The 14,949-nt window shown below is 72.6% G+C and carries 14 protein-coding genes; 11 read left to right on the forward strand and 3 right to left on the reverse strand.

What is annotated here, in order from left to right:
- Positions 1-107: 107 nt before the first annotated feature.
- A complete protein-coding gene (locus EIO00_RS10275; protein WP_140177569.1) occupies positions 108-788 on the reverse strand; it encodes a TetR/AcrR family transcriptional regulator in 681 nt (226 codons plus the stop codon).
- 175 nt (positions 789-963) lie between these two features.
- Here EIO00_RS10275 and EIO00_RS10280 point away from each other — a divergent pair, with 175 nt between their 5' ends.
- Positions 964-2,220, forward strand: a complete 1,257-nt coding sequence (locus tag EIO00_RS10280) for an oxygenase MpaB family protein (protein WP_140177571.1) — start codon at positions 964-966, stop codon at positions 2,218-2,220.
- Between the two features lie 160 nt (positions 2,221-2,380).
- Positions 2,381-2,983, forward strand: coding sequence for a dihydrofolate reductase family protein (locus EIO00_RS10285; protein WP_140177572.1), 603 nt, complete (start codon positions 2,381-2,383; stop codon positions 2,981-2,983).
- Positions 2,984-3,001: 18 nt separating this feature from the next.
- Here the strand turns inward: EIO00_RS10285 and EIO00_RS10290 are convergent, their stop codons facing one another.
- Positions 3,002-3,814 carry a crotonase/enoyl-CoA hydratase family protein gene (locus tag EIO00_RS10290; protein ID WP_140177574.1) on the reverse strand — a complete coding sequence of 271 codons (813 nt, stop codon included), beginning with the start codon at positions 3,812-3,814 and terminating at the stop codon, positions 3,002-3,004.
- Positions 3,815-3,948: 134 nt separating this feature from the next.
- On the opposite strand from EIO00_RS10290, the gene EIO00_RS10295 reads away from it, so the two are divergent.
- From EIO00_RS10295 to EIO00_RS10335, 9 genes are all read left to right on the forward strand, one after another.
- Positions 3,949-5,514 (forward strand): acyl-CoA synthetase, encoded by a 1,566-nt coding sequence (locus EIO00_RS10295; protein ID WP_140177576.1) that lies wholly within the window; start codon positions 3,949-3,951, stop codon positions 5,512-5,514.
- Positions 5,504-6,433, forward strand: a complete 930-nt coding sequence (locus EIO00_RS10300; RefSeq protein WP_140177578.1) for a Zn-ribbon domain-containing OB-fold protein — start codon at positions 5,504-5,506, stop codon at positions 6,431-6,433. The genes EIO00_RS10295 and EIO00_RS10300 overlap by 11 nt, the downstream gene beginning before the upstream one ends.
- On the forward strand, positions 6,430-7,473 hold the full coding sequence (locus EIO00_RS10305) for a thiolase domain-containing protein (protein ID WP_140177580.1): 1,044 nt from the start codon (positions 6,430-6,432) through the stop codon (positions 7,471-7,473). Before EIO00_RS10300 ends, EIO00_RS10305 begins: the two co-directional genes overlap by 4 nt.
- Positions 7,466-8,623 carry a thiolase domain-containing protein gene (locus EIO00_RS10310; RefSeq protein ID WP_140177582.1) on the forward strand — a complete coding sequence of 386 codons (1,158 nt, stop codon included), beginning with the start codon at positions 7,466-7,468 and terminating at the stop codon, positions 8,621-8,623. The genes EIO00_RS10305 and EIO00_RS10310 overlap by 8 nt, the downstream gene beginning before the upstream one ends.
- Positions 8,624-8,724: 101 nt before the next feature.
- A complete protein-coding gene (locus tag EIO00_RS10315; RefSeq protein WP_140177584.1) occupies positions 8,725-10,293 on the forward strand; it encodes an acyl-CoA synthetase in 1,569 nt (522 codons plus the stop codon).
- Positions 10,294-10,381: 88 nt separating this feature from the next.
- Positions 10,382-10,858, forward strand: a complete 477-nt coding sequence (locus EIO00_RS10320) for a MarR family winged helix-turn-helix transcriptional regulator (RefSeq protein WP_206664101.1) — start codon at positions 10,382-10,384, stop codon at positions 10,856-10,858.
- A 424-nt stretch (positions 10,859-11,282) separates the two neighbouring features.
- Positions 11,283-12,050, forward strand: coding sequence for an SDR family oxidoreductase (locus EIO00_RS10325; protein WP_140177588.1), 768 nt, complete (start codon positions 11,283-11,285; stop codon positions 12,048-12,050).
- 14 nt (positions 12,051-12,064) lie between these two features.
- A complete protein-coding gene (locus EIO00_RS10330) occupies positions 12,065-13,021 on the forward strand; it encodes an LLM class F420-dependent oxidoreductase (RefSeq protein WP_140177590.1) in 957 nt (318 codons plus the stop codon).
- 79 nt (positions 13,022-13,100) lie between these two features.
- Positions 13,101-13,397, forward strand: coding sequence for a Fe-S cluster assembly protein HesB (locus EIO00_RS10335; RefSeq protein ID WP_140177592.1), 297 nt, complete (start codon positions 13,101-13,103; stop codon positions 13,395-13,397).
- A gap of 75 nt (positions 13,398-13,472) precedes the next feature.
- Here EIO00_RS10335 and EIO00_RS10340 read toward each other — a convergent pair whose 3' ends face one another.
- A complete protein-coding gene (locus EIO00_RS10340; protein ID WP_140177594.1) occupies positions 13,473-14,843 on the reverse strand; it encodes an amidase in 1,371 nt (456 codons plus the stop codon).
- Positions 14,844-14,949 lie beyond the last annotated feature (106 nt).

Raw genomic sequence — 14,949 nt, forward strand, 5'->3', positions numbered from 1 at the left:
CGGTCCGCGGTCGGTCCGCGGCGGCCCGTTCGCAGTCGGTCCGCGCCTGATCCGCCCCCGGAGAGAGGGCGCGCGTCCGCGCCGGGGCGCGGTCGCGTCCGGCGACGTCAGGAGCCGGCGGCGGGGGGTTCCAGCATGGGGACGAGGAAGCGGCGGGCCAGGGCGGCCAGCTGCTCCTCGTCGTCGAGGTCGACCAGCCGGCTGGGGATCGCCAGGAAGGAGGCGGAGATCCGGACCATCATCTCGGCCACCAGGTCGACGTCCAGCTCCTCGGACACGTTGCCCGCGCGCTGCTCGCGGCGGAGCTGATCGGCCACGAACTGCCGCACCACGGCGACGGTCCGGCCGCCGTCGTTGATCATGGAGGGCACCAGCAGGTCCGGTTCCGTCTCCATCAGGCCGCCGATCAGCGGGTTGTTCCGGATGGCGCGCAGCGAGCTCACAAAGCCCAGCACCACCCGATCGGCGGCGGTCTCCGCCTGCCGGATGTCGACGAGGAACTGGTCGAAGTACTTGCGGAACTCCCGGCGCACCACCTGCTCGACCAGCGCGGTCTTGGTGGCGAAGCGGCGGTAGACCGTGATCCGCGAGACCCCCGCCCGGCGGGCCACGTCCTCCATGGTCGATCGCTGGATGCCCATCCGGCAGAACTGCTCGTAGGCGGCGTCGAGCACGCGCGCGCTGATCTCGTCGGTGTCCTCGACCTGTTCGACGGCGTCGATGTAGGCGCGTTCCAGCAGGGACTGCGGTTCTGAGGTCGTCATGAGGGCGGCCAGTGCGGGTTCCATGGGCTTCTCCTGGGTCGACTGATTCTGCCTCACCCTCAGCCGGCCTCCGTCCGAACCGGGGCTTGTGGGGAGCGTCACGGTGTGTTCTTATTGGACATGTCGTCGATGATACGCAGAAGCAGTTCGCGTTTCACCGTATCAGGACGATGCTCTCGCCCCGAGGAGGAACGCAGGCATGAACACCCCCAGCAGACGCAACGTGCTGATGGCGGGCGGCGCGCTGGGCGCGGCCGGCGCGCTCGGCATCGCGACGCCCGCTCAGGCGAAGCCGCAGTGGACGTGGTCGCCCAAGGGCTCGGTCGCGGGCTCGGGCACCGGCGCCGACCCGCGCGGAGTGTGGGACGAGGAGGCCGACCCGATCGTCGCCTCGATCATCGAGAGCGGGCAGGTCCACAAGGTCAACGAGCTGCTGCGGCAGTGGACCAAGAACGGTCAGAGGCTGCCGGACGGACTGCCGTCGGACCTGCGGGACTTCATCGAGCACGCTCGTCAGATGCCCTCGTGGGCCGATGAGGACAAGCTCGCCACCGCCTTTCACTTCAACGAGAAGCGCGGGCTCTACCTGGGCGTGACCTACGGCTTCGCCAGCGGGATGATGAGCACGGTCATCCCCAGGGAGGCGCGGGCGGTCTACTACTCCTGGGGCGGCTCGGACATGCGGGACCGCATCACCAAGACCGCCAAGCTCGGCTACGACATCGGCACCGAGCACGCCTACGAGCCGCACGGCGAGATGATCGTGACCTGCGTCAAGACGCGGCTGGCCCACGCGGGCGTGCGCCACCTGCTGCCGCAGTCCGCGCATTGGACCAAGGTCGCCGACGAGGAGATCCCGATCAGCCAGGCGGACATGATGGTCACCTGGCACAGCCTGCCCACGACCGTCATGCGGCAGCTGAGGACGTGGAAGGTCCCGATCCCGGACGAGGAGTCCGAGGCCTTCCTGCACTCCTGGCAGGTGGCCGCGCACATGCTCGGGATCAAGGACGAGTACATCCCCGTCTCCTGGGAGCAGGCCGAGGCCCAGGCCGAGCAGGTCCTGGACCCGATCCTGGGGCCCACCCCCGAGGGCATCAAGCTGGCCGACATCCTGCTCAACATCGCCACGATCGTTCCGGACGGCCCGCTCAAGTACGTCACCCGGCCCGTCCTGAGCGCGCTCACCCGCTATGTGCTCGGGGACCAGATCGCCGACTGGCTGAAGATCCCCCGGGAGCCGCTGTGGGACTGGGTGTTCGAGACCCTGTGGGAGCCCTTCGTCGCCGTCCGCGAGGGTCTGCTCTCCTTGGAGAGGGCGCCGGGGGCCCTGTCGAAGTTCTACTGGACCTTCGACGAGATCCTCCGGCTGGCGGTGCTGATCGTCCTGTCCGGCGCGAAGTTCCCGATCAGCATCGAGATCCCCTACTCCAACAACCCGAACTACCCCTCCTGATCCCCCTTGAGCCGCGTCCACGGCTCGAGGGGCGCGCCGACGCGGGCCCGGGACCCGTCGCGGGTTCCGGGCCCGAGGCGTTTCCGGGCCCGTGGCCCGGGGATTCCGTCGGAACCGGGGAATACCGTCGGGCCTGACGAGGCGTCGGGAGGGGGCGACCATGCGGCTGGTACTGGACGCGTTCCTCACGCTCGACGGCGTGATGCAGGCGCCGGGAGCGCCCCAGGAGGACCGCGAGGGCGGATTCGGCCACGGCGGGTGGCAGGCGCCCTACGTCGACCGGGAACTGGTGCGGATCAAGGAGGAGTGGCTCCAGGCCGCCGAGGCGTTCCTGCTGGGGCGGAGGACGTATGAGATCTTCGCCGACTACTGGCCGACGGTGGCCGACGAGGACGACCTGATCGCCGCCGCCCTCAACACCCGCCCCAAGTACGTGGTGTCCACCACGCTCAAAGAGTTGACCTGGGAGAACTCCACGCTGATCGACACCGACCCCATCGCCCAGGTGCGGCGGCTCAAGGACCGGCCGGGCGGGGAGCTCCAGGTGCACGGCAGCGGGCGCCTGGCGCAGGCGCTGATGTCCCACGGCCTGATCGACGAGTACCGGCTGTGGATCCATCCGGTGGTGCTCGGCTCGGGGCGGCGGCTCTTCACCGAGCAGACGGCGGCGCTGCGGCTCGTCGACTCCCGGACCACCGGGACGGGGGTCATCGTGGCCGTCTACCGCCCGGCGGGCGACCCCGTCTACGGGACCGTGGGGTGAGCGGTCTCGCCGGCGGCGTCACTCGCCGGTGAAGACCGGGTCGCGCTTCTCCCGGAAGGCCCGGGTGCCCTCCGCGGCGTCCTTGGAGTCGAAGACCGGCCAGCCGATCTCGTCGGAGACCTTCAGCGCCTCCTCCTCGGGCAGATGCCAGGTCTCGCGGTGGGCGCGGAGGATGGCCTGGACCGACAGCGGGGCGTTGGCGGCGATCCGATCGGCCAGTTCGCGGGCGGCGGCGAGCGCCCGGCCGTCGGGGACGACCTTGTTGACCAGGCCCATCGCCAGCGCCTCCCGGGCGGTCACCGGGCGGGCGGTCAGCAGGATCTCCATGGCGGCGGCGTGGCCGATCTGCCGGGGGAGGCGGACCACCGAGCCGCCCATGGGGTACAGCCCGCGCTTGGCCTCGTACAGCCCCAGGACGGCGCTCTCGGCGACCACGCGCAGGTCGGTGCCGAGCAGCAGCTCCGTTCCGCCGGCGACGGCATAGCCCTCCACGGCGCAGATGAGGGGCTTGGTCGGGACGCTCTCCCGCAGCAGGCCCTTCCAGTGGAAGTTCGGGATCTCCGCCATGCGCCGCCTGACGCGTTCGTCGTCGGGCGGGGCGCTCATCGCCTTGAGGTCGGCGCCGGCGCAGAAGTGGCCCTCGGCCCCGGTGAGGATGCCCACGCGGACGTCGGGGGTCCGGCTGATGTAGGCGAACGCGTCCGCCATCCCCACCAGCATGGCCGAGCTCAGCGCGTTGCGGGCCTCCGGCCGGTTCATGGTCACGATCACCACGTGGCCGTCGCGCTCGACCGTGCAGTGCCCGGTGCTGATCGGCAGCCGTTCAGCCATCGGCGACTCCTCACCCGAGAGGTCAAAACAAGAACGGATTCTACGTATGAGATCCGCTTACTAACAGGTCTTGTCGAACAAAACGAGAACGTGATCTACTTTGGTTCTCGGACCTCGACGCATGGAGTGGGCCGATGGGATCGTTGGGCTTTTGGCGGCTGGCTCGACAAGACCCGCAGTGGATCGCGGCCGTGGACCCCGACGGCACCGAGCACACCGCCGGCGAGCTGCTGGCCCGCAGCAATCGGCTGGTGCACGGGCTGCGGGAGCTGGGGCTGCGCCCCGGCGACGGCATCTGCGGGCTCGTTCCGAACGGCGCCGACGGGCTGCTGCTCTACCTGGCGGCGTTGCAGGCCGGGTGGTACTACACGCCGATCAACTGGCATCTGACCGGCCCCGAGATCGGCTACATCGTGGCCGACGCGGAGGCCAAGGCGTTCTTCGTCCACGAGCGCTACGCCGCCGAGGGCGTCCGCGGGGCCGACGAGGCCGGTCTCGACCCCGCCCGCCGCTTCGCGTTCGGCAAGGTCGACGGCTTCCGGCCGGTCGAGGAGCTGACGGACGGGCGGCCGGAGGAGCCTCCCGCCGACCGCACCGCCGGCGCCACCATGCACTACACCTCCGGGACCACCGGCCGTCCCAAAGGGGTGCGGCGTCCGCTGCCCGGCATCGACCCCGACGACAACGGCGAGCTGCTGTCGTTCCTGCTGGGCCTGTTCGGCATCCCGCCGGGCCGCCCGGCCGGGGGAGAGCCGCAGGCGCACCTGGTCACCTCGCCCTCCTACCACACCGCCGTCAGCCAGTTCGGCGGAACGGCGCTGCAGATGGGCCACACGCTCATCTACATGGACAAATGGGACGCCGAGGAGGCGCTGCGGCTGATCGAGAAGCACCGGGTGACCAGCACCCACATGGTCCCCACGCACTTCAAGAGGCTGCTGTCGCTGCCCCAGGAGGTCCGCGACCGCTACGACGTGTCCTCGATGAAGTGGGCGATCCACGCCGCCGCGCCCTGCCCCGTCCCGCTCAAGCGGCAGATGCTCGACTGGTGGGGCGACTGCATCTGGGAGTACTACGCGGCCACCGAGGGCGGCGGCACCATCGCCTCCCCCCAGGACTGGCGCGCCCACCCCGGAACGGTCGGCAAGCCCTGGCCGATCAGCGAACTGCTGATCGTGGACGACGAGGGCAACGAGGTCCCGCCCGGCACCCCCGGCACGATCTACATGAAGATGGCCGGCGCCCAGTTCGAGTACAAGGGCGACAAGGCCAAGACCGAGCGGAGCCGGCTGCGGGACTTCTTCACGGTCGGGGACGTCGGCTACCTGACCGAGGACGGCTTCCTGTTCCTGTCCGACCGCAAGGCCGACATGATCATCTCCGGCGGGGTCAACATCTACCCCGCCGAGATCGAGAACGAGATCCTCACCCATCCCAAGGTCGCCGACGTGGCGGTCTTCGGGATCCCCGACGAGGAGTGGGGCGAGCAGATCAAGGCCGTGGTCGAGCCCGCCGAGGGCGTGCGGCCCGGGCCGGAGCTGGCCGAGGAGATCCTCGCCTCGCTGGAGGGCCGGCTGGCCCGGATGAAGTGGCCGAGGTCCATCGACTTCATCGACCGGATGCCGCGCGAGCCCAACGGAAAGCTGCTCAAGCGCAAGCTGCGGGACCCGTACTGGAAGGACCGCGACGTTGCCATCTAGTCCCAACCACGTCCTGGAGTTCCCCGGCGGCTACACCCGCTCGGTCGGGCCGGTCATCGGGCGCTTCCTCAGCGAACTGCGCGACGGCCGCCTGATGGGGGTGCGCACCGCGAGCGGGCGGGTGCTGGTCCCCCCCACCGAGTACGACCCCGACACCGGGGCCGCGGTGACCGACGAGTGGGTCGAGGTCGGTCCGGCCGGCACCGTGCAGAGCTGGTCGTGGGTGCCCCGCCCGCGCCATGGCCACCCGCTGGACCGCCCGTTCGCCTGGGCGCTGATCAAACCGGACGGCGCCGACACCGCGCTGCTGCACGCCCTCGACATGGGCGTGCACGAGCTGGGCGCGAAGCCGCCCAAGACCCTCACGACCGGGATGCGGGTCCGCCCCCGCTGGCGGGCCGAACGCCGCGGCCACATCGGTGACATCGAATGCTTCCTGCCCGAGGTCGCCGTGATCACCGCGCCGACCCGGCTGGAGTACCGGCTGCGGCCCGGCCGGGCCCAGGACCGCTTCCTGGAGGGCATCTCCCAAGGGAGGATCCTCGGCGACCGCTGCCCGGTGTGCGAGCAGGTCATCGTGCCGATGCGGGGCCTGTGCCCCAGGGACGGCGTGCCCACCGTCGAGGAGGTGGAGCTGCCCCACACCGGCACCGTCACCACCTTCGCGGTCAACAACATCCCCGACCCGCGCGCCCCCGAGGTGCCGTTCGTGTCGGCGTACGTGCTGCTGGACGGCGCCGGCATGACGATGCTCGCGCTGGTCGCCGGCGTCCCCGCCGACCGGGTCCGGATGGGCATGCGGGTCCGGGCGGCCTGGAGACCCCGTCGGGAGTGGGGCCGGACGATGGACAACATCAAGTGGTTCGAGCCCCTCGACGAGCCCGACGTCCCGTTCGAGCGGATCAAGGACTACCTATGAGCCGGGACATCGCGGTGGTCGCCTTCGCCCAGACGCCCCACAAGGAGCGGGAGGACGGGCTCAGCGAGGTCGAGATGCTCGCGCCCGTCATCGCCGAGGTCAAGGAACGGACCGGGGTGGACCGGTTCGGATTCACCTGCTCGGGCTCGTGCGACTACCTGGTCGGCACCCCCTTCTCGTTCGTGTCGGCGCTGGACGCGGTGGGCGCATGGCCGCCGATCTGCGAGAGCCACGTGGAGACGGACGCCGCCTGGGCGCTCCAGGAGGCCTACGTCAGGCTGCTGCACGAGGAGATCGACACCGCCCTGGTGTACGGGTTCGGCAAGCCCTCCCAGAGCGATTTCCGCGAGGTCGCGACCCAGCAGCTCGACCCCTACTACCTGGCGCCGCTGGGACCCGACCAGGTGTCGCTGGCCGCCCTGCAGGCCCGCGCCCACCTGGAGCGCACCGGCGCCACGGAGGAGGACCTGCGCGCCGTGGCCGCCCGGTCGCGGGCGGCGGGGCGGAACAACCCGTACGCGCTCCACCTGGACGACCCCGACCCCGGGGAGGACTACGAGGTCGCGCCGCTGCGCCCCTACGACGTCGCCCCCCTCACCGACGGGGCGGCGGCGATCGTGCTGGCGGCCGGCGACAAGGCCCGGGAGCTGTGCGAGCGCCCCGCCTGGATCACCGGGATCGACCATCGCGTCGACGCCCACGGCCTGGGCGCGCGGGACCTGAGCCGCAGCGACTCCGCCCGTCTGGCGGGCGAGCGGGCCGGCGCCCGCGGCGTCGAGATCGCCGAGCTGCACGCCCAGTTCACCCACGAGGAGCTGATCCTGCGCGAGGCCCTCGGGCTGGGCGAGGAGGTGACGGTCAACCCCTCCGGCGGGGCGATGACCGCCAACACGGTCATGGCGGCCGGGCTGGTCCGGATCGGCGAGGCCGCCGCCCGCATCCACGACGGCACGGCCGACAAGGTCCTCGGCCACGCCTCCGCCGGCCCGTGCCTGCAGCAGAACCTGGTCTGCGTCATGGAAGGAGAGCCCCGTGGGTGAGCCGTGCGCCGTCATCGGCGTGGGACAGACCGAGTACCGCACCCGGCGGCTGGACGTGTCGATGGCCGGGCTGGTGCGGGAGGCGGCGTGGCGGGCGCTCCAGGACGCCGGCCTGGACTGGGGCGACATCGACGCCGTGGTGGTCGGCAAGGCCCCCGACCTGTTCGAGGGCGTGATGATGCCCGAGGCCTACCTGGCCGACGCGCTGGGCGCCCGGGGCAAGCCGCTGCTGCGGGTGCACACCGCCGGATCGGTGGGCGGCTCCACGGCGATCGTGGCGGCCGGGCTGATCCACAGCGGCCGGCACGAGCGGGTGCTGACCGTGGCGTGGGAGAAGCAGTCCGAATCCAACGCCACCTGGGCGCTCACCGTGGAGAGCCCGCACAACACCTCGCTGGTGGTGGGCGCGGGCGGCTACTTCGCCCCGCACATCCGCGCCTACATCGCCCGCTCCGGGGCCCCCACCCACATCGGCACGCTCGTGGCGGTCAAGGACCGGCTGAACGCGCTGAAGAACCCCTACGCCCATCTGAAGATCCCCGGCATCTCCCGCGAGATGGTCGAGTCCACCCCGATGCTGTGGGAGCCGATCCGCTACCTGGAGACCTGCCCGTCCTCGGACGGGGCCTGCGCGATGGTGCTGGCCTCGGAGCGGGCCGCCCGCCGGGCCCCCAACCCGCCGGCCTGGGTGCTGGGCGCCGCGATGCGCTCGGAGCCGCTGTTCTTCGCCGGCCGGGACACCGTGAACCCGCGGGCCGGCCGGGACGCGGCGGCCGAGGTGTACCGGCAGGCCGGCATCACCGACCCCCGGCGCGAGCTGGACTGCGCCGAGGTGTACGTGCCGTTCTCCTGGTACGAGCCGATGTGGCTGGAGAACCTGGGCTTCTGCGGCGAGGGCGAGGGCTGGAAGCTGACCGAGGCAGGGGCGACCGCCCTCGACGGCGACATCCCCTGGAACCCCTCGGGCGGCGTGCTGTCGTCCAACCCCATCGGCGCCTCCGGGATGATCCGGTTCGCCGAGGCGGCGCTGCAGGTGCGCGGGATGGCCGGCGAGCACCAGGTGGACGGCGCCCGCACGGCCCTCGGCCACGCCTACGGCGGCGGCGCCCAGTTCTTCGCCATGTGGATCGTCGGCTCCGACAAGCCCTGACCCGGCGGACCGGGACTCGTTCCGCCCGCGACCGACTCCTTCGACCCCGAGGAACCCACCCCCGAAACCCCACCCCCCACTACCGCCGGAGGTCGCCGGTGATGGAGTTCAACTACGCGGACGTGTTCGAGGGGCTCGCGGACGCGATCGGGGAGCGCGTCGCCGCGGTGTGCGGTGATCGCAGGGTCACCTACGCCGAGCTGGACGCGGAGGCCAACCGGCTGGCGCACCATCTGCGCTCCGCGGGGGTGCGGCCGGGGCAGCACGTGGCCATGCAGCTCTACAACGGGCTGGAGTACGTCACCGCGCTGCTGGCCGTCCTGAAGATCCGGGCCGTCCCGGTCAACGTCAACTACCGGTACGTGGAGAGGGAGCTGACCTATCTCTACACCGACTCCGACAGCGTGGCGCTGATCTACGACACCGAGTTCGACGACCGGGTGGCCGCCGCCGCGGCGCGGGCCCCGAAGCTGCGGCACTTCATCGCGGTGGGCGGGGACTCGGCCGTCCCGGGCGCGGTCGGGTACGAGGAGGCGCTGCGCGCGCAGCCGGCCGTCCGGGACTTCCCGCCGCGGTCGGGCAGGGACCTCTACATCATCTACACCGGCGGGACCACGGGCACGCCCAAGGGCGTGATGTGGGAGATGGAGCAGATGCTCCACGCCTTCTGGCACCCCCACGCGCCGCGCCCGGCCCGGCCCGAGGACGTCGTCGCCCAGGCCGCCGGCAACGGCCCGCTGGTGATGATGCCGGTCGCCCCGCTGATGCACGGCGCCGCCCAGATGGCCACCTGGATCTCCTGGTGGATGGGCGCCACGCTGGTGTACGTCCGCACGTTCGACCCCGCCGAGATCTGGCGGACCGTCGGACGCGAGAAGGTCAACTCCATGACCATCACCGGCGACGCCATGGCCGTCCCGCTCGCCGACGAGCTGAGCGCCGGCTCCTATGACGTCTCGTCGCTGTATGCGATCGTCTCCACCGGGGCGATCCTCACCGGCGCCGTCCGGGAGCGGCTGGCCGGTCTGCTGCCCGACGCGATGATCCTGGACCGGTTCGGCTCCACCGAGTCCGGCTCCACCGCCGAGGCGGTCGCCGGGTCCAGCCCGGAGAAGGGCCTGAGGTTCGCCCCCGACACCGAGAACGTCACCGTCCTGGACGAGTCGCTGCGTCCCGTCGAGCCCGGCTCCGGCGTCATCGGCCAGATCGCCCGGTCCGGCTACATCGCCAGCGGCTATTACAACGACCCGGTCAAGACCGCCCGCACCTTCCCCGAGATCGACGGCAGGCGATGGCTGCTGACCGGCGACCTGGCCACCGTGGAGGCCGACGGCACCATCGCCGTGTACGGCCGCGGCTCGCAGGTCATCAACACCGGCGGCGAGAAGGTCTTCCCCGAGGAGGTCGAGGCCGTCCTCAAAGGGCACCCGGACGTCTACGACGCGGTCGTCACCGGCGTCCCCGACCGGCGCTGGGGCAGCCGCGTCGCCGCCGTGGTCCAACCCGGCGGGCGGACGCCGTCGACGCAGGAGCTGGACGCCCACTGCCGCAGGCACCTGTCCGGCTACAAGGTCCCCAGGGTCTACGCCTTCGTGGAGGAGATGAAGCGCTCCCCGGCCGGCAAGGCGGACTACCGGTGGGCCGCGCAGGTCGCCCGTCGGCACGCCTAGCCCTTCACCGTCGGCGATGGCCGGGGCCGCGGCCGGGCTCAACGAGGTTTTCATCGACGCTCGCGCCGACGGTCGTAGGCTGGCAGATGTGCAAGGGGGGCGGCTCGCCGAGGAGCTTCGGCGGCAGATACGGCGCGGCATCGCGCTCGCGGTGCTGGTGCACCAGACCGCCGCGGCCCGGGCCGGGCTGAACGCGACCGACGCCCAGTGCCTGAGCCTGCTCGCGCTCGACGGCCCGCAGACGCCGGGGCGGCTCGCCCGCCGGATGGGCGTCACCACCGGCGGCGCGATCACCGCGGTCATCGATCGTCTGGAGCGGGCCGGGTACGTCGAGCGGACCCGTGATCCGCGGGATCGGCGCCGGGTGCTCGTGCGGCCCCGCCCCGACGCCCTCGCCCGGTTCTCCGCCTGCTGGGAGCCGGTGGACCGCGTCGTCGGGGACCGGCTCGCCGGGCTGAGCGACGAGCAGCTGGAGTTCCTGACGTCCTGGGTGCGCGAGATGAACGCCGCCGTGCCGGACGCGGTCGGCGAGCCCGGGAGCCCTCCCCCGGAACGTCCCCGTTGAGCCGCCGCGGCGTGCGCCGGCGCCGCGGGCGAGGGCCCCGGCGCGAGGCGGATCCGCCTCGGCGAGCGCCCGCGGGGCGGGCCGATCGCGCGGATGTGCTCCTCCCTCGCCGCCCGCGGCCGCGCCGGCGCGGCGGGCCCGACCGATCGCCTCCCGGGAGGCGGGCGTTCCGGACCGCCGTGGCGAGATCGACGGCCTCCGGGGCCGGAAGCCTGAGCGACGCCCCTCGCGCCGGGATCGGCGACGATCCTCGTGCCGGCGCCCCTGGTGCCGGGAGCGCCTCGGACCCGCGTCCTCCTGCGCCGATCCGGGCGCCGCCGGGCGCGCCCTTGCCACGGGACGGGGAGGGGTGGCACAAACTAACCGGTCGGTCACCTACTACTCTGAATGTGATTCGGGTACTTGATCCCCCCCAGGAGGGCGCATGCGGACCGGACTGCAGGGCAAGACCGCGCTCATCACCGGCGCCTCACGCGGCATCGGCAAGGCCACCGCGTTCGCGCTGGCCGCCGAGGGCGCCAACGTGGTGATCTCCTCGCGCAAGCAGGAGGCGCTGGACGAGGTCGCCGCCGAGCTGCGGAAGGCCCACCCCGAAGTCGGGGTGCTGGCCAAGGCCGCCCACGTGGGCGACGCCGAGCAGGCCGCCGCCTGCATGGACGCGGCGATCGCCGAGTTCGGCGGCATCGACGTGCTGGTCAACAACGCCGGCACCAACCCCTACTACGGGCCGCTGGTGGACCTGGACGCGGCCCGCGCCGCCAAGACCGTCGAGGTCAACCAGTTCGCCATCGTGCAGTGGACCTCGCTGGCCTGGAAGAAGTCGATGGCCGAGCGGGGCGGCGCGATCGTCAACATCGCCAGCGTCGGCGGCATGGTCACCGAGGGCGGGATCGGCTACTACAACGCCACCAAGGCCGCCGTGATCCACCTGACCCGGCAGTTCGCGGTCGAGCTGGCCCCCAAGGTGCGGGTGAACGGCATCGCCCCCGGCCTGGTCAAGACCCACCTGGCCCGCGCACTGTGGGAGCCCCACGAGGAGCGGATCAGCAAGTCCCTGCCGCTCGGCCGGATCGGCGAGCCGGAGGACATCGCCAAGGCGGTGGTCTTCCTGGCCGGCGAGACCGCCTCCTGGATGACGGGACAGACCATCGTCGTGGACGGCGGCTCCATCGTCCGCCCGTCGATCGCCTGAAAGGGGACCCGAGCATGACCGCACGCTGGGGACTGACCGTCCCGATGGCCAAGGTGCCGCTGCCCGAGCACCGCGAGATCGTCGCCTCCCTGCCCGACCTGGGCTACACCGACGTCTGGTCCGCCGAGACCAACGGCCACGACGCGTTCACCCCGCTGGCCCTGACCTCCCAGTGGGCGCCGGGGCTGCGGCTGGGCACCGCGATCGTGCCGGTCTACACCCGCGGCCCGGCGCTGCTCGCCCAGCAGGCCGCCACCCTCGCCGAGCTGGCCCCCGGACGGTTCGTGCTGGGCATCGGCACCTCCTCGGCCACCATCGTCGAACGCTGGAACGGCATCCCGTTCACCGAGCCGTACGCCCGGGCCCGCGACACCCTGCGGTTCCTGCGCAAGGCGCTGACCGGGGAGAAGGTCACCGACGAGGCGCTGGGCGTCAAGGGCTTCCGGCTGGAGCGGCCGCCCGAGCAGACGCCGTCGATCGTGCTGGCCGCGCTGCGTCCGGGCATGCTGCGGCTGGCCGCCAAGGAGGCCGACGGGGCGATCACCAACTGGCTGTCCCCCGAGGACGTCCGCACCGTCCGCGGCGTCGTCGGAGAGGAGATCGAGCTGCTGGCCCGGCTGTTCGTGTGCCCCACCGAGGACGCCGAGCAGGCCCGCGCCATCGGCCGGTGGATGATCGCCGCCTACATGACCGTCCCGGTCTACCGGGCGTTCCACGAGTGGCTCGGCCGGGGCGATGCGCTCAAGCCGATGAACGACGCCTGGGCGGCCGGCGACCGCAAGGCCGCGCTGGCGGCCATCCCGGACGAGGTCGTCGACGATCTGATCGTGCACGGCTCCCCGGAGGCCTGCCGGGAGCGGATCCGCCAGTACGTCGACGCCGGCCTGACCACCCCGATCGTCGCCCTGGTCGACACCGGCGGCATGTCCCACGCCGAGGCGGTGCGGGCGCTGGCCCCGGCGGCGGACTGAAACCTCGGCGCGGACGTTTACCGGCAGAGGGCCTGGGCAGGGTCGCAGGGGTTGTGAACCCGACTGTGAGGAGCTGACCGTGCTCACGCTGACCAGCGGTGCCGTCCAGGTGATCCGTACCGTGACCGCCAACCCGGAACTGCCGCCGGAGACCGGCATCCGCATCGCGTCCGGAGTCGACGGCTCCCAGGCGCTGACCCTGTCGGTCGCGCCCGCGCCGGAGGCCGGGGACGAGATCGTGGAGAAGGAAGGCGCTCGCGTGTACCTGGAGGCCGGGGCCGCGCTGCTGCTGCAGGACAAGACCCTGGACGCTCAGGTCGACCCGCAGGGGGACGTCGCGTTCACCATCGCCGACGGCCCCGGCACCCCGGCCTGAGCGGCCGGACCCGGACCCGATCGCCGGGGGTGAGGGCCGCCCGCCCGGACGGCCCCCGCCCCCGGCATGCCGTGTTCAGGGCGTGTAGCCGGGGGCCAGCCGCCGCCACGGGTGCGCCTTCTCCAGCTGGGCGGCCAGCCCCAGGATCAGCGCCTCGCCGCCCGGCGCGGCCACCAGCTGCACCCCGATCGGCAGGCCCGCCGAGCTGACCCCCATCGGGATCGACGCCGCCGGATACCCGGCCAGATTCCACGCGGCGGTCATCGGCGCGTACGTCGTCGCCGACAGCATGCTGCGCAGCCAGGAGCCCTCCCCGCCCGCCCGGGCGGGCGGGGCCTGCCGGGCCAGCGTCGGCATGATCAGGACATCGCGGCGGTCGAACAGCGGCTCCACCGCCCGCCGGAACCGCTCCCGGTCGTTGTGCGGGCCGCCGTCGCGGGGCGGCCAGATCCGCCGCGCGACCCGGCCCGCCCGGGCGTGCTTGCGGGTCCGCGACTCCAGCAGCGGATCGGCCAGCAGCGGCTCGGCCTCCGCCGCCGGGTACGCCAGCCAGCGGCTCAGCACCTTCGGTCCCGTCCACAGCGGATAGTCGGGGTCGTCGCGCCGCACGTCGTGTCCCAGCCGCACCAGCTCCCGGCCCGCCGTGCGGACCGCTGCCGCCAGCTCCCGGTGGATCGGCATGCCCGGCGCGGGCGGTCGCACCGACAGCGCGATCCGCAGCCGACCCGGCTCGGGCGGCTCGGCCAGCGCCGGATCCCCGGCCATCACCGACAGCGCCAGCGCCGCGTCGGCGACGGTGGTGGCCAGCGGACCGTTCTCGGCCATCCCGCCCCAGTCGTCCCGGCCGAGCTCCGACGGCACCACCCCGGGCCCGGGCTTGATCCCGAACAGCCCGCAGTTGGCCGCCGGGATCCGGATCGAGCCCGCCCCGTCGTTGCCGTGCGCCAGCGGCACCAGTCCCGCGGCCACGGCCGCCGCCGCCCCGCCGGAGGAGCCGCCGGCGGTGCGGCTGGTGTCCCACGGGTTGCGGGTCACCCCGAAGGCGTTGTCGGTGAACGGGTAGATCCCCAGCTCCGGCAGGTTGGTCAGGCCCACCACCACCGCGCCGGCGGCGCGCAGCCGCGCCACCACCGGATGGTCGGCCGGCTGCGGGGAGTCGTCGGTGGCCAGCGAACCGAGGCGCATCGGCTCGCCCGCCACCGGCACGTTGTCCTTGATCGCCACCGGCACCCCGGCCAGCGGCAGCTCCGCCCGGTCCGGACGCGCGTCGACCTGCTCGGCCTCGGCCAGCGCCTTCGTCGTCCGCACCGTCACGAACGCGCCCAGCTCGCCGTCCAGCTCCTTGATCCGCTTCAGATGCGCCGCGACGACCTCGCGCGCCGTGACCTCGCCCGTCTTCACCGCCGCCGCGATCTCGCTCGCGGTCCGTCCGACCCACTCGCTCATGGAGCGAGTGTGCCACCCGCGCCGGAGACGGCGGCGGGCGAGGGCCGTGCCGGGCCGGGAACGAGATGCGCGACCCCGTCGCGGGGAGGGCCCGCCGGCCCGGCCG

It is taken from the genome of Thermomonospora catenispora (assembly GCF_006363815.1).
GTDB lineage: Bacteria > Actinomycetota > Actinomycetes > Streptosporangiales > Streptosporangiaceae > Thermomonospora > Thermomonospora catenispora.